This window comes from Mesorhizobium sp. NFR06 (genome assembly GCF_900115245.1).
GTDB lineage: Bacteria > Pseudomonadota > Alphaproteobacteria > Rhizobiales > Rhizobiaceae > Mesorhizobium.
The window spans coordinates 1-19,662 of sequence record NZ_FOVT01000035.1; the positions used below are offsets into that span (position 1 = coordinate 1).

A 19,662-nucleotide genomic window follows, 5' to 3' on the forward strand; every position below is an offset into this window, starting at 1 on the left:
CGCCGATGAACAAGGCGCGTTTCGAACTCTATGTCGAGACCCAGCTTGCACCCGAGCTCAAACCGGGCGACGTCGTCATCCTCGACAACGTCGCCTTCCACAAGAGCGAGCGGGCGGCCGAACTGGTGCGCCAACGCGGTACCTGGCTGCTGCCGCTGCCGGCCTACTCGCCCGATCTCAATCCAATCGAAATGGCCTTCTCGAAACTCAAGGCGCTGCTCAGAAAGAAGGCCGCGCGATCTTTCGACGCTTTATGCTGCGCTCTCAAGGACATATGCGACCTGTTCGATCCGATACAGTGCAGAAACTTCTTTAAAGCTGCCGGATATGAGGCCAATTAAACGCGACATGCTTTAGGATTCAGTCAACTGCTCGTATCGGCACCGGCCGGGTATTCTCCGATAGATCAGCCGAACGTCTAATTACCCAGCGAATGAAAACATGCACGTGGGAACCTTCCCGAACGACGATGCGATCGCGCGCCTCGTCGGCGCAATCCTGCTCGAACAGAACAATGAATGGGCCGTGCAGCGGGCCAGATACATGACCCTGGAAACGATCAGCCAGATGAGCGATGATCCCTGATCAGCCTGCCAGCCGTGGCGCGAGCTGATCAGCCCGGCCCATGCCGGAGAGCACGGCGACCAATGCCGCCAGTTACACCACGCCGCGGGACACGATCGCTGCCGCGCGACGCCCGTTTCCTCAAGAGGCGGCACTAGCTGTGGCGATCGGTTTTCGTGGGCTCTGAAAGATCGGAGACGCCAGATCGCATTTGCGTTTGCATGGCCCATTGGTCTGAATGACAATTTCAGCCTGCTCCACCGCAACCTGCGTTAGGAACGCATTCGACAAGGATCAATGGCTTGCATAAGCCGACGTCCGGCTTTCCGGCGGGTCAGCCACGGCTGTCGTATGCTCAACGCAATTTTAGTGGTCCATTCCCCGAACAATCGAGCCGTATTCGCGTTGAGATCAAATGCAGCGTTAGTGGCTCAGATCTCTGCTACTCCAAGTGCGCGGGCAAACCAAAACAAGCCTGGGAGGAACCGTCGCCGCGGGGAAACGCACCTCACAAGCGAATGTCTCCGCTGGTAGGTGGGCGGCACACAGGACCGGCGAACAGAGAACAGGTGGACTGTCCGAATGGTTTATTGTCATGCCGTCGACTCTGATACGCAAAACTGAGTACGACCCAGACAGTCGGATACTGTCGGTATGGTTCGTGACCAGTGACAAACTCTATGAGTTTGAGGACGTACCGCCAGAGACTTTTGCCGCGTTGCGATCGGCCTTCGCCAAGGGCCGCTACTTCAACAGCCACATCCGTAACCGATTTCCGTATCGTCGAAGCGATAGCTAAATGCAGACGCTTTCCTCATAGTGGCCACCCGCCATGTCGCCTGCACTCGTGTCCAACGGTCGAAGCCATTTTTTGCAGAAAATTCGCGGATCAGCGTGTAGTTGCGCGCTGTGCAGAGATCGTCGGGGAGCGCCACCTGATCCACTCCCGTAGCGCCAGACTGCGCTGGCGAGCATCAGATGGGAGCGCCGGCCAATTGCGGATGAGAAATAGTCAGATTTTTTGCGGCTGCCGGATTCTCCGAGTTGCTCGAGCAACGACAGCACGCCTTCCAAGCCTATAGTTTTCGCAAGGTTGTCAAGCGCCGTGGCTGCCTTACAACCCGGCTAGAACTTCAGCCTATAGCGACTCGGACAGTGGGCCCAGGAGTGGAATAAGCCAATTGCTACCGTTGGTCGAAATCGACGCCGGCAAATGACGGCGGTGGTTCAACCAGGGCAACTTATAAGGAAATCTGCGATGATCCGGAAAATATTGGCGACCGCGGCGACCGCCGCGCTCATAATCGACTGTGCTCTGGACTGCCAGCCCCTACGCTGAAGACAAGACTAAGCCCGCTTCCCAAACTGCGGTCGGCGCGTCTGTGACCGATGGAAGCCTCGTATCTAAGATTATGGGCGCGGCAATCTACGACAGCACGGCCGATGATGCGACGAAGATTGGCGATGTCAAGGATGTCGTCCTCGACAAGGACGGCAAAGCGAATTTGATCGTCATCGGTGTCGGGGGATTTCTCGGCGTAGGCGAGAAGAATGTCGCCTACGATTTCAGCAAGATCGAATGGGTCAACAAGAAAGGCGAGCGCTGGCTGGTCGCCAACACAACGAAGGAAGAGCTCCAAGCTCAGCCCAACTTCGACACCAAGGCCTATGACACCGCCAACAACCAGCCGGCCACCAGCGCGGCCACGGACCAGACTGCAACGGCCTCCATCGACAAGTCGGCGCTGACCGATTTGCCGTCCGAGAAGATCAGCGCGGCAAATCTGATCGGCACCAATGTCTATGGCGCGGACGATGCCAAGGTCGGCCAAATCGGCGATATCCTCACCGGCGACAAGAAGGTCGACGCCATCATTGTGGATGTCGGCGGCTTCCTCGGCATCGCCGAGAAGAAGGTCGCCATCGGCATGGAGAACCTCAAGTTCATGACGGATAAGAACGGCAACCGCTACCTCTATACGAATTTCACGAAGGATCAGTTGGAAGCGCAAACGGCCTACGACAAGGGCACTTATGCTCAGAACCGCGACAAGCAGCGCATCATTGTCAAGCAGTGACGCCGAAATGCACCCGCGCCGCCTGCGGCGGGGGGTTGCTCGACTTCGGGAGAGACCATGAACAACATCACCTGGCTCGTAGGAGCAGTGGTTGTCATAATCGCCATACTGAGCTTCCTTGGCCTTCACTGATGTCTCTGGAAGTGGGAAGCGGCTCGCGCGGAGCCGGCCCCAGCAGTCTGCCTCCAACGACAAGTTAGTCAGGCGTCGCAGCCCGCGAACTCGCAATCGGAATCAAAGCGACAAGCAGCGGTTCCACCGCGACAGTAGGGTCGCGACGGTTGAGGTGCGATGCCAGGAAATCCGCTTGGCGCGAGCGCGGCTGTCTGACCACAGCGGTTGTTTCTCCCCAGGCGCACAAAACTTTGACCACCGCCGGCGCCGAAACTAATAGTCAATAACAAATGATCGTTTTCGGCCTTCTTATGGCTGAAATTCTTTCCAGAACAAGTCGTTCCGGAGCGATTTGACTGGCCAACTGCGAGATCTCGCGCATGACACGCCAAACCTGGCGTCCGAACTCGACCTGACCGAGGCTCTGAACCCACCAGTTCGAGCGCTTGCTCGAACAGTCCCAGCAAAGCGAGCGGTTCGGTTGTCAAACCCAACCCGCTCGGGCGGCAGGATTGCGAGTGAGGCTGTCAGCCGCGAACGAACAGTGCCTCGTCTTCATCACGTTGCTTGCCACCAAGCGCTGCCGCGACACTCGCGATGAAAGCGCCCACAATCATGGACAGGGCGCCGACCAGCGCGAACGTGGCGCTTGCCTTCCTGGCCCTGTCCGCGGCCGCCTTCGCCTTGTTCTTGGCGTCGTCAACGCCAGCGATGACAGTGTCGACACGCTTGGCGGCGTCGCCCTCCGAAAGCCCGGTGCGAGCTGCGACCAGTTTCGTAAGATAGGCCTTGTCGTCGGCCGACACTTCACTCTCGGCGGCGGCGCTCACCAGCAGGATACGTGTTGCCTGAGCCGTTGCGCCGGCATCGTTCTGCCCGGCGGCCGCGACGGTGCCCGTATCGGCCGGACGGAACAGAATATCGACAAAATAGCCCATGCTGTTGTTGTCGGTGGTTCCCCACGGGGCATTCGTGGCCGCCGACGAAGCGCCCGCCGCCGCGCCGGCCGCAACGTTGGACGCGACCTGCACGCCCGCGCCGATAGTTGCTGACAACGCGGAACCAAGGATGCCAGCAACCAGCAACGTTGCCAGCGCCCAGGCAAGGAATCCGTGAGCCGTATCGCGGAAGGTGACTTCGCCGTCGTGGATGCCGACCCATTTTGTCCGAAGTCGACCGGTCAAATAGCCACCCAGACCGGCTGAGAACCACTGCACGACGACCAGCCAGACCGCGGCCGAGACCGCGAAAGTAGTGGCCGATGCGCTAGCGCCTGTCCAAGGTGAAACCATGGTTAGCCCCAATCCGGAGCCAATCAGCATCAGGATCACCGTCAGCGTCGACGCAGCGAAAGCACCGGCGATGATCGGGGCCCAGTTCACAGCGGATGACGAAGTTTCCCTCTCGCCGGAAACTTCAACGTCAGCAAAAGCGGAATTCATCAGAAGCTCCTACCGTGCGAACAGCAGGAGCAGGATGATGATCGGAATTGGAACTCCGAGCAGCCAAAGCAATATACCGCGTCCCATAGCAACCTCCTATATTGTCGAGACAAATACCAATTCCCGGAACTGGCTTTTCGTTCCAAAGGTTTAGTGAGCAGCGTGAAATAAGGCGGGGCGCAATCTATTTGGCCATCTGCGCACGCCAAACGACCTTACCTTCCCGTCTCTGCTGACCAGAAGGAAGTTCGCGTATCCCGATTTGCGGCGCTCTAAAGACCCGCCGCTGCAAGGCCAACTTCAAAGTGCTGTATTAGTTCCACCTTAAAGACGTTAGTGGCTGAGGCGGCAGATCAGCCCCTCCGCCGTGAGAGACGAGCAGGGCGATCGGGCTGCTGAAACCGATCCACCCGCGGACCTCGGTCATCATACACCTCGTAGACAACAATCTTCGGCGCCCTCATCAGCATTCGATCTCTTCGCAGGCAAGCAGGGCGGCAACAACGTCGGTGACAAAGGTAGTGCCGTTCCTTTACCGCTTTGCTGGCATCCTGCGCCTGATGCCCCGCGGCCGGCCAGCCGACGCGGTGCAGCGATTCCCGCGGGGCCTTAGGCGGGCGCCTTTCCTGCGATTTCGAAAGCGGCCACATCCCGGAGGGATTGGCCGCTCACCTGATTTCGAAATCGAAGAGGCCGCTGGCCGCTTTCGCCGCAGCCGTCAGCTATCCTCGCCTGCGGGGCGCGGGCTCGCCGTCACCGGCCGGATCGGCGGCGCCGGCGGCAGCAGCTCACGAATGTCGGCGAAGGGGAAGCTGGGCTCGAAGCGGAAGGCTTCGGCAAGTGCGCCGGGGGCGCCGTTGCACTGGCCGGCGCGAAACTCGTTCTGGATACGTGCCTTGTGCACATAGTGCTCCGGACCCTGCGAGCGGTGCGCGCGGATCGCTTTCGCCTTGACGTCCCAATGATGGGAAATCTCCACGTAATGCGTCGGCGAAAAGCCGGTGCCGCCAAGCGTGTCGGCATGCAGCACCGGCAGCGCGAAGGAGGCCGCAATGCGCACGCCGTCCGACAAGGCGCGATGGTCGCCATGATAGTCGGAAGGCGCATGCGTGATGGCGAGATCGGGTCTCACCTCGTCGATCAGCGCCTTCAACGCCGAAATGAATGCGGCATCTGCAATTAGGGCACCATCGGGAAAATCGAGGAAGCGCGGGGCCACACCGAGCAGTTCGGCCGCCGCCGTCGCTTCCACGCGCCGCGTCCTGGCGAGCGTCGCCGGATCGCCCTCGCCGCCCTTGGCGCCATTCGTGGCTATCGCAAAAGTGAGCTCTGCGCCTTGCGCGGCATAGGCGGCCAGCGTACCGAACATGAATATCTCGATGTCGTCGGGATGCGCCCCCAGCGCCAGTATCTTCATGTCTTCTCCCCCGGAAATGGTATCGTGCCGAACGGAATCCTGCTCGCCCTGCTCGCTTACGCAAACTATTCGTTCAGCGACGCCGTCATCAAGGGTCTGGGCGGGCAGTTCACCGTCTTCGAGATCGGCTTCTTCGTCACCCGCAAAGTGGCAAAGTGCGCATGGGTAACACGCCGAGCCTTTTTCCTCAAACCATGTGACTTGCCCGTCAGTCGAACCGGGACGGGACGAACGTCTTATCCGGCAAGTCATTGGTCCCGACCGTGAAACATCTCTCGGAGATAACTATTAGCATGTGCTGGTGAGAATAGTCCCTTCATTGCCAGTATGTGGATGCCCACCATTACCCGTTGATGGTGGGCATCCCTGTGGGGATGATTCGATTGCCTATTCCGGAATAGCCTACATCACCATTATCTCAGATTTGATTGCCCGAGATGCCGGCATCCGATCATCCGCAAGGGCTCATGCCGGCGGCGCCGCGCGTCGCGAGTGGGATGTCATTTTTCTAGTTTGGCGGCACACACGTCGATCAACGCCAAATCTTGCCACCTTCTTGATTACGGACGAGGCGGCGAGTCTTCTGGCCCGCCACCGCAGTGATAGACGACACTTTGCGTGCTGCTCGTGGAGGACGTCACCTTCCTAAGCTTCGAAGGCCACGGAGCGCCAGACCACCGATTGGTGGGTAGTGGTCGGTCTGAAATTCCTTCGCATCGAACCCACTATGTGAGATAGTCCCGCATTGGCCGTGTTTGAGGGACGGCAATGCCACTGCGGCGTCATAGCAGAGCCCTCTGATCTGGCCTTGCTCCAGCGGGTGTTCGACCAACTATGCATCGAGCGCCGCCCAAAAAGACAAGGAACAAAGGGAGAAGACCTCGCTGGGGTAATCGTCAACGTTTTCCAGAACGGGATCACGGACGAAGCGGACCTATTGGGGTCCCTTTCTAAGCGCCGTAGAGGCTAGCAGCGCATCCACCGGCTCCAGCGCGATGGCGCTGGATCGAATAACCTTCATGTCCCGGATCGGCGGTGTCGATGCGGCCAAGTTCTTCCTCGATGACATAAGGGAAATCACAGGCGATTATGTCCGATACTACTTAGCCCGTCCGATCATTCGGATGGACTGGTCTATGTCCATCGGCTTGATACTGAGTTCTCCAAGCCCAGGCACTCCCGCCCACGTCACGTTGTCCTCGCGCATCAGATCAACCTGGTTGCGGGTGAGAGGAGCACTGGGAAGAACTTCCGCCAATGCGGCCACGACTTTCCAAACAGCGAATGGCATTGGCAACAGTCTGAGGCTCATATCGAACTCGCGGCAATCTCCTGCAGCAGTTCTTTGTAAGTGAAGACACGAGGCCCGCCAAACTCGAGAATGTGGGAATCCCTGTCGCTTCCCTCATCAATCAGCCGAGCCACGCCCTCAGCAACATCCTCCACGTATACCGGCTGAAGGCGAGTGCTGCCGTCGCCGAACAGCGGGTAATCTGGAAGAAGACGCACCAACCGCACCAACCTGCCAGGGTGATACGTCTCAGGGCGAGCGCTGCGAATACGCTTGATGCGCGTGCCCTTCATCCTTGCTGAGCATTCACGGACGAACGCGGATAACCGTCTTTCCCGCGTGTCGATCGGTCGAGTTGAAGGTGGCGACGGCATCATCCAGGCTGGAGACTTTGCCGATATTCGTCCGCAGTCGTCCATCCCGGATTCGCTGAGCTATCTCAGAAAGCTGGACTCGATCAGCCTCGACGACGAAGTCAACCACCAGGCCATCCTCAGGTCGAATATTCGTTGGTCCGACGACTGTCACAAGCGTTCCTCCGGCCCGGACCAGCGTTGCGGACCGCTTCTGGATGTCGCCACCGATGACATCGAACACCAGATCGACACCGCCGACCTCTTCCAGGGTGTCATTCCCGAGATCGATGAATTCATTTGCACCGAAGTCGAGCGCCTTCTGGCGGTCGGCGGCGCGTCCGGTGCCGATGACATAGGCTCCCGCCTTCCTTGCAAGCTGCGCCACCATCGAACCGACGGCACCGGCCGCGCCATGCGCGAGAACGCTCTGGCCCGCCCGAAGGTGGCCGTGCTGGAACAGTCCCTGCCAGGCGGTCAGGCCCGAGATCGGCAAGCTTGCGCCCACGGTGAAGTCGACGTCGCCGGGCAATGGCGCCAGATTGCGTGCCTCCATGGCCACGTACTCAGCAAGTGTGCCGTCGCGATGCCAGTCCGACAGGCCGAACACCCGCTGACCGATTGAAAGCCCTGTGGTGCCGTAGCCGAGCGCAGTGACCACACCGGCCAGCTCATGGCCGAGGATCGACGGCGTCCGGTCACGGAAGGCCCGATCGGCCCAGGTCGAGGGCCACTCCAGTTCGGTGTTGACGAATCCCGCCGCATGAACTTGTACGACGACGTCGTTTATTGCCGCCTGCGGCTCGGGCCGCTCCACCAGCTTCATTCCGGCCGTTCCTGCAGCCTGGTCCGTCACCACGATCGCTTTCATGGGAATTGTCTCCTCAGTGATTTGTTGGTCGGCGTAAATTGCAGGCGTGGAAGGTCTTTTTTGATCTCACGCAATTGGCTGTCGGTTTGATGCTTTCCGCGACGACCTTGATGTTGAATTGCTGTGTCATGCCGACGAGACATCTGCCAAGTATTTCATCGTCAGAAGTTCCATCACATGGCCTCAAAAGGTGGACCGCGTAAGGGCTACAGGTCCTTGCAAGCGCGCAGCATCGCCGCGCAATGGCCAGATCAGCCTCAACCTTGGCGTTTTCCTTCTGCGTCATGTTGTCGGCGGCGATCAGGCGGCGGAGGGTTATAACCTCCCCTCGTGTCCAGCCGGCGTCGAGCATACCGTCGACTATTGGCTCCATAGCGTCCTTACAATCGCGCTTGCACGTGCTGCAGTAGACTGAAATGCCTGTGCCTGCTTCAAGCTTCTTGCCAAGCGTATCTTCGATGAAAGGGTATTTGTTCGACATTGGCGATCCTCGTGGAATGGGTCGCCGCACCGGGAGGATTATATTCCTGATCCTGGTCGCCTCGGCAAGACTCTCTAGTCGGGAGATCATTGAACGCCCTCGGGGTGCTGACGCATCGCCCACGCGGATAGTAACCGCCCGTTCACCATACCGGCGGAGGCGCCTTGTATGCCGCAGCGGGAAGCTTAGTGTCGACTTGTCGGGCTCTCGCAAGCACGGCATCGGGCGGTTGGCCTCCCCATATGGATTGCCCCCTAACACGCACCCACGGCTGACCGCCCGCCAATTTCCAGAATGATCAAGGACACCCGTTAGGCCCTGCGTTTTCACTCAGTCTTAACTGAGCGGTTCTAATGCGCCGATAGATTGGGTGGCGCGGGGACGGCGATCCATCCCGCAGTTGGCCGGCGCAGCCTCCCGAAACCCGCCCCATGGTCCAACCAGACAGGGGCTAACCTCGGGATCAGTGAAGTTTCCGATGCGCATGGGCCACGGCAGGAACAACCGCCGACCGAAACCAGCGGGTGAGGTGGAGCGTCTCAAAACGACCAGGGGCCAACCTGGCGCCTGATAAACTGGGGAACGGGCGCAATGTTCCGTTGCTTCCAGCTTGCCCCGCGCATTGCTCAAAGCTGTCGATCTCGTCTAGCTGAGCAGGTAATGGGCATAGCGAGGCAGCAACAGACGAAGCGGTTCGCTCATGTGCAGCGCGTTAATGACTTCTCATCCATGCGTAGCGCGTCGCCGGCCATCTGGACGTAGCAATCGTGCGTACCAAGTCAGTCCCCATCAACAGGGACCTTCACTGCGGACCATGGCATCCTTATCGTCGAGCGGGAAGGTCGCCGATTGCATCTCCGCGGTGCCGCTCTTGGTGATGCACATCGAGATCAGCTGCGGCAGGAATCGGGAGATGACGTCCTGCCCGCCGACAAGCACGCGGAATTGACCCTTCCTCACCCTACCCTCCGAAATCCATAGTGAAGGAGGGTCATGTGAACAGGTCAACACGGGCTCGCCCGCGGCGCCTCGGCCGACATCTCCGCCGGTGTCAGCACGGTAACGACGTGCCCGACCGACAGACACGGGCCTGACCGGGCGAGGTCTGGTTGAGCGCGAAGGTCTTCGCCACCATGCCGGAGAACACCTTGCGATAATGCCTGGCCAGCAGGGCGGACAGCGTCGTGCCTTCCGTCTTGACGGTGATGGTTTCTATCATTGAAATGAAGTCCTGGGCCGTTGCCGATGCTTCAGCTGCTGGCGGGCGGCTGCCCATTAAGCAGGGTAGCCAGAGCGGTAACGATCTGCGGCGTAAAAAAGGGCTTGGAGATCATGATGCTGTTGGGCACGCCTTCGACCGGCCAGTCGCCGGCGGAGTTGCCGCTCACATATACTACGGGCATAACAGGGTTCGTTGCGCGAACGTGTCGAGCCAGATCCCATCCTGATCCGCCTCGGCCCAGCTGAATGTCAGTGACGAGGCCCCTGAATTTTTCCGGTTCGGCATCGAAGGCGGCCATAGCAGCCGCAGCACTGTGTTCGCACGAGACTCTAAAGCCTGCTTCCTGCAAAGCCGCTTCAACATCCAGGAGGATGAGAACTTCGTCCTCAACAACCAGAATCTCACCATCGTCCATAGCTTGAATGTCCCCACAATTGGATAGTACGCTCGAGATGGCATTTCAGTTCCAAGTAATCGTTTTCCTGGCGGCCCGCGATCGTCAAAGTCGGACGAAGCCTCGACAGCATGATGCAAAGCGCTACCGCGAACCGGCCCAGAATGTGCACCTCCACCCCGCTCGCCGGCGGTGGTTTCATGACCAGCTGTAGCTGATCGGTTTCCGCTCGGCCCGTTCAAGCGGTCGGTGCACGTTTCTGAAATCGACTTTCGCGAAAGTCGAGCAGTTTCTGAAATACCTCAAGGTGCTCGACTAAATTGCGCGCTAAAAACAGAACCAGCTTCGGGTTGTTCAACAATCTGTCAAAATAACTCGTAACGGTGATCAGGTTGAGCACTGTTGCGCCATGGGTGCTGGCGACGCTCAGATATTCATGGCTGATCTTGGCGAGGTCGGTTTCCATAGCAGCCAATTGCAACGGGGAGATGCCCTCATATTGCTTTCTGCGAGCAAAGGGATCGGTGAGCTGCGGTCGTGGTGTGAGCGCGATCAAGACTCTCACCACTCGAAATTGCACGCGGTCCAACGCTATCATGAGCCGCACGATTTCAACCTGCCGGCTCGGCACAACCTCTCGCAACAAGGGGAAAATCTTCAAGGGGGCGCCAAAGTCGTTCAGAAGGTCGAGAGCCTCGAGACAGACACCGCCGACAAGCTGCGGCTCGGCTGCGAAGCTAAACGGGCCTTGCTTTTCCTGAGAACGGGAGTTCGGTCCGCCGCTTAGCGAACCTTGCGTCAGGATCCAAGGCAGCGTTCCGATATCATGCGCCTGCAGCAAGGCGCGAAACGCAGCATCGGATAGGATCTGACCGGTGGCATTGACGGCGCTCTCCAGTTGATGCCGCGCTGCGTCGGCTTCTCTGATGAAATCCTGCATCCGATCGCATTGGCGCTTGTAGGTCCGCAAGAACGCTGGGCCACGCAATGGATTCAGCGGCGCCTGCAAATCGTCAGTCAGACGAATGGCATGCCGGTTGTTCTCGACGAGGAGACGAAGCTCGGCCTTGGTCATCTTCACGGAATTGCCGAAATCGGTTCTCGTCTCGCCATCTCCACCACAGGATCGAGCGAAGCGAAGAGGAAGGCATCAAGGCGCACGCCGTTGTCTGCCCTGAGCATGCGAAGGGCGGATTGCGCTTCATGCGCGGGCGCAACGAGGAAGTCACGAACAGTTTGATGATCAGGCTCCATTCTGATCAAAATCGTCACATCTGGCCCAACGAGACCCCGGTTCCAAAATGTCCAGCGTGGATAGCCGGTGACGATAATCCGATAGCGCGCGATCCATATCGCGACGGAGAATTCTTCATTGACGCGCATAAGCTTTGTTTTGGGATCGTAGAGTGCCGAACCACCGACCCTGTCAATGTTCGACATCAAATCCTCGACTACTTGCTGCCGGACCTGTTTGAGCCGGTTGCTGACGTCGAGTTTCCGAAAATTCGCCGACGCGTCGTATCCGATCAACTGGTAGGCGGCCTTGAGACTTCCAAATCGATGCCAGTAAATACTGGCTGAATGACAGCCCGGGGCGGCGTCAATGATTGGGCTCGACAGCTTCCCCCGCTCTTTCAGGAGCTTGGTCAGATCGGCAAGCAGTTCCTCATCGGGCTTAAGGTAAGCGCGCGCGCGCCTGATAGCTTGCGCACGATCGAACACCGCCCGGCTCACGAGCGGCTCGATGGCGTTGTCGGCGCGAACAAGTGCGCTTGGAGGATTTCTGACCCGGTCGTGCAGAAGCCTATGGGATATCCGGTTCCAGACATTGTTCCCGATATATTTCTCACTGGCCAGCACCGTGCCCACGCACGCTTTGGTCCATGGTCGGCCGCGTTCCGTGACCAGGCCGCGGGCGTTTAATGCAGTGGCAATTTCGTCTTCCGTTTTTCCCTTTTTCACGAACTGATTGAACATCCATCGTACGGTCGAGATCTCATCTTTTGGGCCCGGGACGAGAATGACACGGTCACTGGCCAGCCCTTTTCGCTCGTTGCGATGAAGCATTGCCTTGGGATTTCCGGAGCCGTCGACAAGGAGGCGCCTGAAGCCGTAGCCGGCGGGGCCACCGCCGCTGAAACCCAGTGCGACTATGCGGCATTGACCCGCGAAGACCCTTTCCGACAGCATGCGGCTGTACTCCGCGGCCATGCTGCGTTTGATTGCCTTCAGCACGTCGGACCCGATGCTGCCATCGTTGACGAATAGTTCGGCGCAGAACTCGATCCGCACTCCAGCTATCTGGCACCGGTATTCATAAGACGCGCTTTCATCGGTATTCTGGAAGCGCCCCCAACGGCTCACGTCGTAGACAACGACGGTTTCGAAATCGGCTTGCCGGCTTTCCACATCTTGCAACAGCCGCTGCAAGCCTGGGCGGCCCACAAGGCTGAGGCCACTCCGCCCGGGATCCTCATAGGTTGCAACAATGTCGTATCCCATGACGGTCGCATAATTGCGGATCGCATCTCTCTGGTTGTCGATCGAGTAGATCTGCCTGTCAGTGGACATGCGCAGATACTGGGCCGCGCGGATCCTTGGCCTCCCAACGGGGCCGGCGGCAGCAGTTGAAGACTTGTCCATCGCCTTGCACCGTCGTGCTGGTGCGTTAAACTAGCGGTCGATGACTGGGCGGCAAGAGAACGGAATGCGCAAGTACGTCGGGCTGATCCACAAGGATGACACCAGCGATTATGGCGTCTCTTTCCCCGACCTTCCCGGCGTCGTTACGGCCGGCGCGAGTTTGGACGAGGCGCGCGAGTTAGCCGAGCAGGTTCTCGCCTTTCATGTTGAAGGTCTGATTGACGATGGCGAGGCCGTTCCAGAACCTACCTCGCTTGAGCAGGTCATGGCGGACGCCGACAATCGGGAACTCACAACCATCATGGTCCCATTGAGGACCCGCTGAAGGGTTACGGGAGAGCCGCCCTTTTCGGTTTGGAAACCATGGCGTTCAACCGCCGAGAAACCCCGATTCTGTTCGTGAGCGGGCTCCGCCGCCGTTCCGCCGCAATGCGACCGCAGTTCAGCTCCGTTCGCCCCCGTCGTCAGTCCCTGGGGCTTCAGAGGAGTTCTAGTGATGATCATCAAGAAGGCTATTCTGGCGGTGCTGATGACCGCGGCACTTGCCGCTTGCGAGACGCAGACCGAAGGCCAGCAGCGTGCCACCACCGGTGCGCTGATCGGCGGCGCCGGCGGCGCGCTGGTTGGCCAGGCGATCGGCGGCAACACCAAGAGCACGGTGATCGGTGCGGCGAGCGGCGCCTTGCTCGGCGCCGTCGTAGGCAGCGCCACTACCCCGCAGCGCCGCGGCGATCAGCTCTGCCGTTACCAGGATCGCTACGGCCGCATCTACACCGCGCCCTGCGACGACCGGTACTACAACGGCAATTACTAGGAATAATACCGGCTCCGACCGGCTGATCTTCCTACGCGAAGATCAGCCGACCGGGATCGGACTCAGTTCTTGTTCCAGACGCACTGTGAACGCGCTCGTAGACCAGCTCAACGCGACCGGCCTTTTCGCCGGCGAATGCCCGCTGCAGAAGTTGCGCACCAAAACCGGGCTTGCGGGGGGCGACTGGCGGGCCGCCCACCTCGCGCCATTCTAGTAGTTCGAGAATGCCGCCGTCCTCGTCGGCCCGTTCCAACCGCCACGAGATCGAGACACCGTCGCATTGGAGAGTGCGCCATATTTGGGGGCGTTCGTCGTAAGTTCATGAAAGGCCAGCGGGAAGGAAAGCCCTGTGCTCGGAGGCAGCCAAACCTGTTCGACGGCCAAGTCGAAGCCGAGTTTGCAGGAGTCAGGCATATTACGGGAATCCCGATGGTTCGCAGCTTGCGGATCGCGCGGTTGATGGCCGGATGTTCGCGGGCGATGATCACCACGCCGTCCGTTCCCTCGCCGCGCTGCTCGATCTGCTGCGCATGGGGCCGGCTCAACCTCACTGGTGCTCACATAAACGCCGTCGATCTCGATGCCCGCGAGCGGGCAATTGGCCTCAGATGCGGCCGAAGCCATCGCGGCATTGAACTTCTCACTGGAATCGCAGGCTTAACGCGGCTTTAGCGCGTCTGGGGCAAAAGGGCGGCGGCGAACGGCAGGTTCCTGCTTTCCGCAAGCGGAGGTCCTGCGCATCATCCCGAGCCGAATTGCAGGTATGACCGATGAGCGTGAACTGGCGGAGCCACCCGAAGGCTGCTGGGAGGTGGCGCCACCGCGGGGACCGGCGAGGCAAAGTAGGGCCACGATGAAACTTTTGACGGTCCTTCTAGTTCGGATGGAAGGAGGTTCCTTGATATGACTGAACCCGGTGAAGGCAGTTCCCATGGTCGAATTGACGACAAGCAGCTCGTCGTTCTGCTGAAAGAAAAAACTGGCATCTCGGACGCTCAGGCCAGGCGGCTGATAAGAGTCGTCGGGCGCGACCGCCCGTCGCTTCTGCGAGAAGCCCGGTTTATAAAGGCGCGTATTCGGTCGTCCAGACCCAGTCACGTGTGACCGGCGGCGGATGGCCTGCGACCGTCGCGGTAGGCCAAGGCTTTTCGCGAGCAACCGTTTTCGCAATCGAGCCCTGATCGGCAGTGCCTTGCGCGGGCATGCCGTTTGCGCGATGCTCAATGGCGATGACTATCCGGTATCTGGATCACAAACTGGAATGCCCGTTTTGCGGCGTCATCCGTTTGAACATTCCAGCCGATGCCCGACCCGCCACGCCAATCCATTGCGCCGAGTGCGGCGAATATCTTGGCACTTGGGACGAGATTCAAACCGACTTCGAACTGCAAGGCGGCACCGACGGCGTGTTCCGGCTGGATAAGGGGCGTATCCAGAAGCTCGATTCCAGCCACTGACAGGCCCATCTGCCGCGATCTGATCACGGGGCATGATGTGCCCGGCTTCGAAGGTCGATTCTCCCGTGATCGTGCGGTTTCCTATCGCGCTCCTTGCCCTTTGCCGGTGGAGCCGGGTGCCACGATCCCGGACGAAATTCCAGCCTTCTCCCGATCAACAACGGTACCGGACGGACCCAGCACTCGGCAACCGTCCTCATCCTCCCCCACTCAACGCGTTCCTTCATGGCCGGAACCGCTCGTGTGACACACAATCTTGCCGTCCCACCTTCATCGGCTTGAGAATGACAAGGTTCCTCGGCAGATGATCGGGATGCACGGAGCAGTGAGTTTGATCTCCGGCTTGCATCGGCTGCAGTCAAACTTCAGCTTCAAGGGGGTCCGCGCCGCCGCCATAGACCCTCACCAGGTCCTGCCGAACGGCAGTAGCGCACGTTGCCGCAGGCGCATTCCACCTTCAGGAGCATTTTGTGCCGGGTCGCCTTGCCCAGCGTGTTGACTTTCTCGTGCCCACGAGAACAGAAAAGGGACAAGTTCCTCGACCGCCAAGGCCGAAGATGGGATCTTTTTGCCGTGAGCGACGAACCGAGCGCCCCGGCGAAGCAATGCAATCCCCCTGTCCCCTGGGCCACGCCTGTGAACGCGCCGGCTGCGACAACGATGCAAGGCCAAGCAGGCATCGCATTGGTTCTGTTTCAAGCACCGCGACGAAGGCGAACGCCATCTATGATCGCGCACTCCAGACAACGCAGCGGCTATGCCGACCGCGAGATCGATTGCCAGGAGGCGATGGAGCCGGGGTTCCAGGCCATCATCGACTGCATGGTCGAAGCCGGCTGGGCGCGCGGCGAAGTCTTGAGATCGCTGCGCCGCCTGATCGCCGCCGACAATATGACCCAAAAGGAAAATGCCAGGGTCGAGGGCCGAACTGGCGATTGCCAGGGCGATGCTGCGTGCCGGCTAGGTGTTCTAATTCAGTCCTGATTTTGTCTGATTTGCAGGCGCTTCGGGCGCTCATTTCGCTCACATGGATGTTGCAGAAGAGCAACTTCCCAACTCAGTATGATGAGATCTAACGCTGCTTGCCGCCCTTCAGGATGCGGGCCTCCCTGACGATTGAGGAATAATCGATACCGACCAGGGAGATGATATCGCGGACCTCAGCCTCGGTGATACCAGTCTGCCCACCATGCGCATTAGTTCCGCTCTGGGGTCGAGCTTCTTCGGCTCGTCATCATGCATGTCGGCATTCTCGCGCTGTAAGAAACTTGCGCTGGCGCCTGCGAACTCTACGGTTTGATGATCACGACCCTAGCAGCCGCGCCGACTAAATCGCCTCGTGCCTGCCTTTGTTCCAGGCAGACACCAGTGGTCGAGGGCGATCAGGGCTCCCGCTGGGAGGCCGGAACAACTGCCCGGACAGGGTCGCCGCGCCGTCTTGGGATTTATTGCTCCCCAAACCTGCCTTCAGCTTCTCCATACGTGGTTGTGAGGTTGTGAGCGCAGAGCGATCGCCCCGGAATAATTCGTTTGGTGGCGACGTTTGTCCGACCGAGGTCCGGCGTCCCGGCGCATTGGTCCATGGCATGAAACAGAGAGCCCGCTGTCCCATTATCGGCTGCTGGCAGGCATCGATGGAATCGCGAACGGTGAGGCAGGTCAGTGCCGCTCCCTCTCGAGTTGAACGACGAGTATCTTACGTTTGAATGCCAAAGGTGCCGGCATCCGATCACCCGGAAAGGTTCATGGTTCAAGTCCATCGCTGCGTTCAGGTGCCCGAAATGCAAAACAGCATTGCGGCTTGGGTATCCCGAGAAACTGCGGCTCTTCGAGCGTCATAAGCATCCCCATGGTCAGTCTATAAAGCGATAGGGGCGCGTGATTGCCGTGCAGGAACAAGGCGGCATGCTTGGCTAGGTCGCCCGGCCGGAGCTTTCGTCGCGGATATCCTGTAACGACGCATGGCGCAGATCTTCCTCGCCGCGCAGGTGCTTCACCCGGCCGATCAGCCCCGGCTTGACCCATTGCGTTGCGGGCCGCTTCATGCCCTTCGGCGCCTGCCCTGCGTGCTCCTGGACGCGTTGCCAGAGCCGTTCGCGCATCTCCCGGTTCAAGGTGATGAAGGCACTGCCGACATAGCGCCCCGTGCCGCGCTCGGCCATCAATGCGAGGGCCGGCTTGCCGGGCTCGCGCTCGACGCCCAGCAATTCATATTCGTCGATCGAGTAGCACTTCGCCTTCAGCCAGTTGGTCGACGGGCCGCTTCGATACACGCTGTCCTTCCGCTTCGAGACGACGCCTTCTAGTCCTGCCCGCTCGACCAAGTGAAAGACGGCGGCTCCTGTTCCCGGCAGCGCCTCGCTGAACTGTATCCGCCGGCCAGCTGGAATCATTACCCGCAGGATCTCTCGTCGATCGATCAGTGGCATGTCCCGCAGGTCGTGGCCGTTGAGATGCATGAGGTCGAAGGCAACGAAGTAGAGGTCGTGCTGCCGACTCGTGATTGCTTTCCGCAATTCGCCGAAGTCGGACAGACCCTTCGCATTGAGGACGATGATCTCGCCATCGATGATCGTATTTTGAACATTGAGCCCCTTGGCCGTCTCCATCAGATCGCGATACTTGGTCGTCCAGTCGAGGCCTCGCCGGGTGAAGATTCGAACGTCGGCGTCGTCGATGATGATCTGCGACCGGTAGCCGTCGAACTTCACCTCGTGAATCCAGCCCTCTCCCTCGGGCGGCTTGTCGACCAGGTCGGCATCAACGGAGGGATGAATGACAGCCGGCCCCCGCCGGCGGGCTTAGGCACGCACAAGCACTCCAACCCAACAATTTGAATCAATGTCGCACAGCCATAAGCGTTCCGTTAGCGATTGCTGACAAAGCTATGCGGAACATTCGCGGATTGCCGCTGTTTTTTCTACGAGGAGGAAACGGCCATGATCGAGCGTCAGAACGAATACGACCCCATCGACCAAAAACCTGTGCTGAGCGAAGATGCCTGCGAGGTCGCCCACCTTGCCCGAAAGTTTCACCTCACCATGCCGGAAGCGAGAATGCTGATGCAGCAGCATGGCAACAGCTACGCCCGACTGGAGAGGGAGGCCCGAAAGCTTGCATATCAGCCACGATGACCAAGCTGTCTGATCTAGGACCGCCGATCATGGGCCGACTGCGTGGGAAAGAGCCAGACGACGAGCGCGACCATTTCCACAGGTGCCGGTGTGCGGCCAGCCGGTCGACCGGCGTGACCTGCGGCAAGTCATGTGCGAACAGCCGGCATACGAGCCTTTAGAATTGGATGCGGGAAAGCGAGGTCCGCCCCAGAGTCTACCCGGGCGGAAGTTGCGGCATGCGCGCGAACGCTGTTTGGGTGGGGCGGCGTTCCAGGGCATAAACACGAGAGGAAGAGTTCTGGGTCCGCGTTGACCTATAAGCAGCCGGGGCGTTCTGTACGCATGTGGCCGTTCGTCAGCCGCAGCCAACGGTAGCGATGGCCTGCCGTTTTGCGCAGTGACACAGACGTCAGGCGCACATTGCTGCGATCGCGCCGCACCCGATCTTGCTACTGCGGCTCACAACGTTTTCTTTACGAACGCCCGCACCATCAGCGGGTACCTCCTCGTCATTGCTCAAATCTCGCCAACGCCATAGGCCCGCACCGGGCCGCCGATATGCGCTCTAGCGCAGGCCTTGTTACCCCATGCCGAAGGGTCCTGGACGCACCGCGGCCGCTTGAATTGACGCCCAGATCGCGGTTGGAACTACGGCACCCCGCGTAACTGAGACCGGGCTGGACGATTGCCGTCACTGTGTTGCCGGCGGGGGATCGTCAGGATCATGTCAACTTTCCCAAACCTGGCGCCGGTGCCAAGGGGTAGCGTGTATCATTCTAATACAATCCTCAATTTGTAGACTCCCGCAGCGTATCGGCGGCTACTGCCTTTGTCCAAGCCAGCGGAGGGAAAGGCTGCGGACCGGGAGGAAAACGATGTCCGTCCAGAAAGAAGACTATCGAACGAACCGAGCCGACTATGCAATCGCCGCAACGAGAGGCCAATCGGCCGTTGAAGTCGGTCGGAATGAGCTAATGGAAAGAAAAAAGAAATCTCTATGGCTACGAGATCCGCGTATCGCCAGACTCGCCGCAAATCCCTGTGAAAGCTTGCCAGGACCAAGGGCCAGACCGCGCGGCAATTAGAAAACCGTTGGCGTTTCAGATCGCCGCGGCGCCCGGCAACGGACGTTAACAACGCTGCCTGTCGGATCGGTTTGACGCAGCCCTGAATGTTTCGTGATGCTCGCCAGTGCGGTCCCACGTTACCGGCAGCAAGATATGATTGGGATGGCGGCAGGCGTGATTATTGCCGGCTTGGTTTTCTAGGCATTGGCAAGCTAGGCGGCGCACCGAGATGCAGATGCGCATCGAATATGGCCAACTTGAGCCCGTATGTGAGGCGCGTTTCCGCGTTGCAGGCGTCGCAGATGAAGACCCTGGCGCTTTTGAACCACGATCCTTTG

General features: G+C 59.5%; 19 protein-coding genes and 3 pseudogenes. 10 read left to right on the top strand and 12 right to left on the bottom strand.

All coding sequences use genetic code 11. The annotated features are described in order from the left end of the window. From F3H96_RS30075 to F3H96_RS30085, 3 genes and pseudogenes are all read left to right on the top strand, one after another. Positions 1-341: transposase (locus F3H96_RS30075; RefSeq protein ID WP_149805253.1), on the top strand; the 341-nt coding region annotated here is incomplete at its 5' end. A 106-nt stretch (positions 342-447) separates the two neighbouring features. Then, positions 448-605, top strand: a pseudogene (locus tag F3H96_RS30080) (IS256 family transposase); the annotation flags it as partial. A 554-nt stretch (positions 606-1,159) separates the two neighbouring features. After that, a complete protein-coding gene (locus tag F3H96_RS30085) occupies positions 1,160-1,363 on the top strand; it encodes a KTSC domain-containing protein (protein WP_149805254.1) in 204 nt (67 codons plus the stop codon). On the opposite strand, the gene F3H96_RS30840 is transcribed toward F3H96_RS30085, so the two are convergent. Then, positions 1,314-1,499, bottom strand: a complete 186-nt coding sequence (locus F3H96_RS30840) for a hypothetical protein (RefSeq protein WP_188131604.1) — start codon at positions 1,497-1,499, stop codon at positions 1,314-1,316. The genes F3H96_RS30085 and F3H96_RS30840 overlap by 50 nt on opposite strands. Before the next feature lie 447 nt (positions 1,500-1,946). On the opposite strand from F3H96_RS30840, the gene F3H96_RS30090 reads away from it, so the two are divergent. After that, a complete protein-coding gene (locus F3H96_RS30090) occupies positions 1,947-2,642 on the top strand; it encodes a PRC-barrel domain-containing protein (protein ID WP_348530105.1) in 696 nt (231 codons plus the stop codon). A 641-nt stretch (positions 2,643-3,283) separates the two neighbouring features. Here the strand turns inward: F3H96_RS30090 and F3H96_RS30095 are convergent. Beyond that, complete coding sequence (locus F3H96_RS30095) at positions 3,284-4,198, bottom strand: hypothetical protein (RefSeq protein ID WP_149805255.1); 915 nt, start codon at positions 4,196-4,198, stop codon at positions 3,284-3,286. Between the two features lie 718 nt (positions 4,199-4,916). Beyond that, positions 4,917-5,615 carry a PIG-L deacetylase family protein gene (locus F3H96_RS30100; RefSeq protein ID WP_149805256.1) on the bottom strand — a complete coding sequence of 233 codons (699 nt, stop codon included), beginning with the start codon at positions 5,613-5,615 and terminating at the stop codon, positions 4,917-4,919. 24 nt (positions 5,616-5,639) lie between these two features. Between F3H96_RS30100 and F3H96_RS31675 the strand changes: the two are divergent. Further along, positions 5,640-5,756 (top strand): annotated as a pseudogene (locus F3H96_RS31675) (EamA/RhaT family transporter); the annotation flags it as partial. 1,167 nt (positions 5,757-6,923) lie between these two features. On the opposite strand, the gene F3H96_RS30110 reads toward F3H96_RS31675, so the two are convergent. The 8 genes from F3H96_RS30110 to F3H96_RS30135 all read right to left on the bottom strand — a co-directional run bounded on the left by F3H96_RS30110 (position 6,924) and on the right by F3H96_RS30135 (position 12,870). Then, entirely contained in the window at positions 6,924-7,199 is a 276-nt protein-coding gene (locus F3H96_RS30110) for a hypothetical protein (protein ID WP_149805257.1), read from the bottom strand. Between the two features lie 13 nt (positions 7,200-7,212). Beyond that, positions 7,213-8,130: an NADP-dependent oxidoreductase gene (locus tag F3H96_RS30115; protein ID WP_149805258.1), complete on the bottom strand. Its 918-nt coding sequence runs from the start codon at positions 8,128-8,130 to the stop codon at positions 7,213-7,215. 13 nt (positions 8,131-8,143) lie between these two features. Further along, positions 8,144-8,611, bottom strand: coding sequence for a hypothetical protein (locus F3H96_RS31455; RefSeq protein WP_244620220.1), 468 nt, complete (start codon positions 8,609-8,611; stop codon positions 8,144-8,146). 789 nt (positions 8,612-9,400) lie between these two features. Further along, positions 9,401-9,571 carry a hypothetical protein gene (locus F3H96_RS30845; RefSeq protein WP_188131602.1) on the bottom strand — a complete coding sequence of 57 codons (171 nt, stop codon included), beginning with the start codon at positions 9,569-9,571 and terminating at the stop codon, positions 9,401-9,403. Between the two features lie 91 nt (positions 9,572-9,662). Continuing rightward, complete coding sequence (locus F3H96_RS30850) at positions 9,663-9,830, bottom strand: hypothetical protein (protein WP_188131603.1); 168 nt, start codon at positions 9,828-9,830, stop codon at positions 9,663-9,665. A gap of 31 nt (positions 9,831-9,861) precedes the next feature. Then, positions 9,862-10,248, bottom strand: a complete 387-nt coding sequence (locus F3H96_RS30125; RefSeq protein ID WP_149805259.1) for a response regulator — start codon at positions 10,246-10,248, stop codon at positions 9,862-9,864. A gap of 217 nt (positions 10,249-10,465) precedes the next feature. Beyond that, a complete protein-coding gene (locus F3H96_RS30130; RefSeq protein WP_244620225.1) occupies positions 10,466-11,302 on the bottom strand; it encodes a plasmid partitioning protein RepB C-terminal domain-containing protein in 837 nt (278 codons plus the stop codon). 2 nt (positions 11,303-11,304) lie between these two features. Then, entirely contained in the window at positions 11,305-12,870 is a 1,566-nt protein-coding gene (locus F3H96_RS30135; protein WP_244620221.1) for a recombinase family protein, read from the bottom strand. A gap of 64 nt (positions 12,871-12,934) precedes the next feature. On the opposite strand from F3H96_RS30135, the pseudogene F3H96_RS30140 reads away from it, so the two are divergent. The 4 genes and pseudogenes from F3H96_RS30140 to F3H96_RS30165 all read left to right on the top strand — a co-directional run. Beyond that, a pseudogene (locus F3H96_RS30140) lies at positions 12,935-13,189 on the top strand (type II toxin-antitoxin system HicB family antitoxin); the annotation flags it as partial. A gap of 177 nt (positions 13,190-13,366) precedes the next feature. After that, positions 13,367-13,684: a YMGG-like glycine zipper-containing protein gene (locus F3H96_RS30145; protein WP_149805262.1), complete on the top strand. Its 318-nt coding sequence runs from the start codon at positions 13,367-13,369 to the stop codon at positions 13,682-13,684. Between the two features lie 1,223 nt (positions 13,685-14,907). After that, positions 14,908-15,141 carry a hypothetical protein gene (locus F3H96_RS30155; protein ID WP_244620222.1) on the top strand — a complete coding sequence of 78 codons (234 nt, stop codon included), beginning with the start codon at positions 14,908-14,910 and terminating at the stop codon, positions 15,139-15,141. Between the two features lie 726 nt (positions 15,142-15,867). Further along, positions 15,868-16,125: a hypothetical protein gene (locus F3H96_RS30165; RefSeq protein WP_244620223.1), complete on the top strand. Its 258-nt coding sequence runs from the start codon at positions 15,868-15,870 to the stop codon at positions 16,123-16,125. 929 nt (positions 16,126-17,054) lie between these two features. Here F3H96_RS30165 and F3H96_RS30175 read toward each other — a convergent pair. Further along, positions 17,055-17,852 carry an ATP-dependent DNA ligase gene (locus tag F3H96_RS30175; RefSeq protein WP_244620224.1) on the bottom strand — a complete coding sequence of 266 codons (798 nt, stop codon included), beginning with the start codon at positions 17,850-17,852 and terminating at the stop codon, positions 17,055-17,057. A gap of 228 nt (positions 17,853-18,080) precedes the next feature. Here F3H96_RS30175 and F3H96_RS30180 point away from each other — a divergent pair, with 228 nt between their 5' ends. Further along, positions 18,081-18,275: a DUF3606 domain-containing protein gene (locus F3H96_RS30180; protein ID WP_149805265.1), complete on the top strand. Its 195-nt coding sequence runs from the start codon at positions 18,081-18,083 to the stop codon at positions 18,273-18,275. The last annotated feature ends 1,387 nt before the right edge of the window (positions 18,276-19,662 follow it).

Coding starts and splice junctions, on each gene's coding strand:
- F3H96_RS30135 (WP_244620221.1), bottom strand. CDS start 12,870: ATGGACAAGTCTTCAACTGCTGCCGCCGGCCCCGTTGGGAGGCCAAGG.
- F3H96_RS30125 (WP_149805259.1), bottom strand. CDS start 10,248: ATGGACGATGGTGAGATTCTGGTTGTTGAGGACGAAGTTCTCATCCTC.
- F3H96_RS30130 (WP_244620225.1), bottom strand. CDS start 11,302: ATGACCAAGGCCGAGCTTCGTCTCCTCGTCGAGAACAACCGGCATGCC.
- F3H96_RS30155 (WP_244620222.1), top strand. CDS start 14,908: ATGGCGATGACTATCCGGTATCTGGATCACAAACTGGAATGCCCGTTT.
- F3H96_RS30095 (WP_149805255.1), bottom strand. CDS start 4,198: ATGAATTCCGCTTTTGCTGACGTTGAAGTTTCCGGCGAGAGGGAAACT.
- F3H96_RS31455 (WP_244620220.1), bottom strand. CDS start 8,611: ATGTCGAACAAATACCCTTTCATCGAAGATACGCTTGGCAAGAAGCTT.
- F3H96_RS30100 (WP_149805256.1), bottom strand. CDS start 5,615: ATGAAGATACTGGCGCTGGGGGCGCATCCCGACGACATCGAGATATTC.
- F3H96_RS30145 (WP_149805262.1), top strand. CDS start 13,367: ATGATCATCAAGAAGGCTATTCTGGCGGTGCTGATGACCGCGGCACTT.
- F3H96_RS30085 (WP_149805254.1), top strand. CDS start 1,160: ATGCCGTCGACTCTGATACGCAAAACTGAGTACGACCCAGACAGTCGG.
- F3H96_RS30165 (WP_244620223.1), top strand. CDS start 15,868: ATGATCGCGCACTCCAGACAACGCAGCGGCTATGCCGACCGCGAGATC.
- F3H96_RS30180 (WP_149805265.1), top strand. CDS start 18,081: ATGATCGAGCGTCAGAACGAATACGACCCCATCGACCAAAAACCTGTG.
- F3H96_RS30115 (WP_149805258.1), bottom strand. CDS start 8,130: ATGAAAGCGATCGTGGTGACGGACCAGGCTGCAGGAACGGCCGGAATG.
- F3H96_RS30110 (WP_149805257.1), bottom strand. CDS start 7,199: ATGAAGGGCACGCGCATCAAGCGTATTCGCAGCGCTCGCCCTGAGACG.
- F3H96_RS30850 (WP_188131603.1), bottom strand. CDS start 9,830: ATGATAGAAACCATCACCGTCAAGACGGAAGGCACGACGCTGTCCGCC.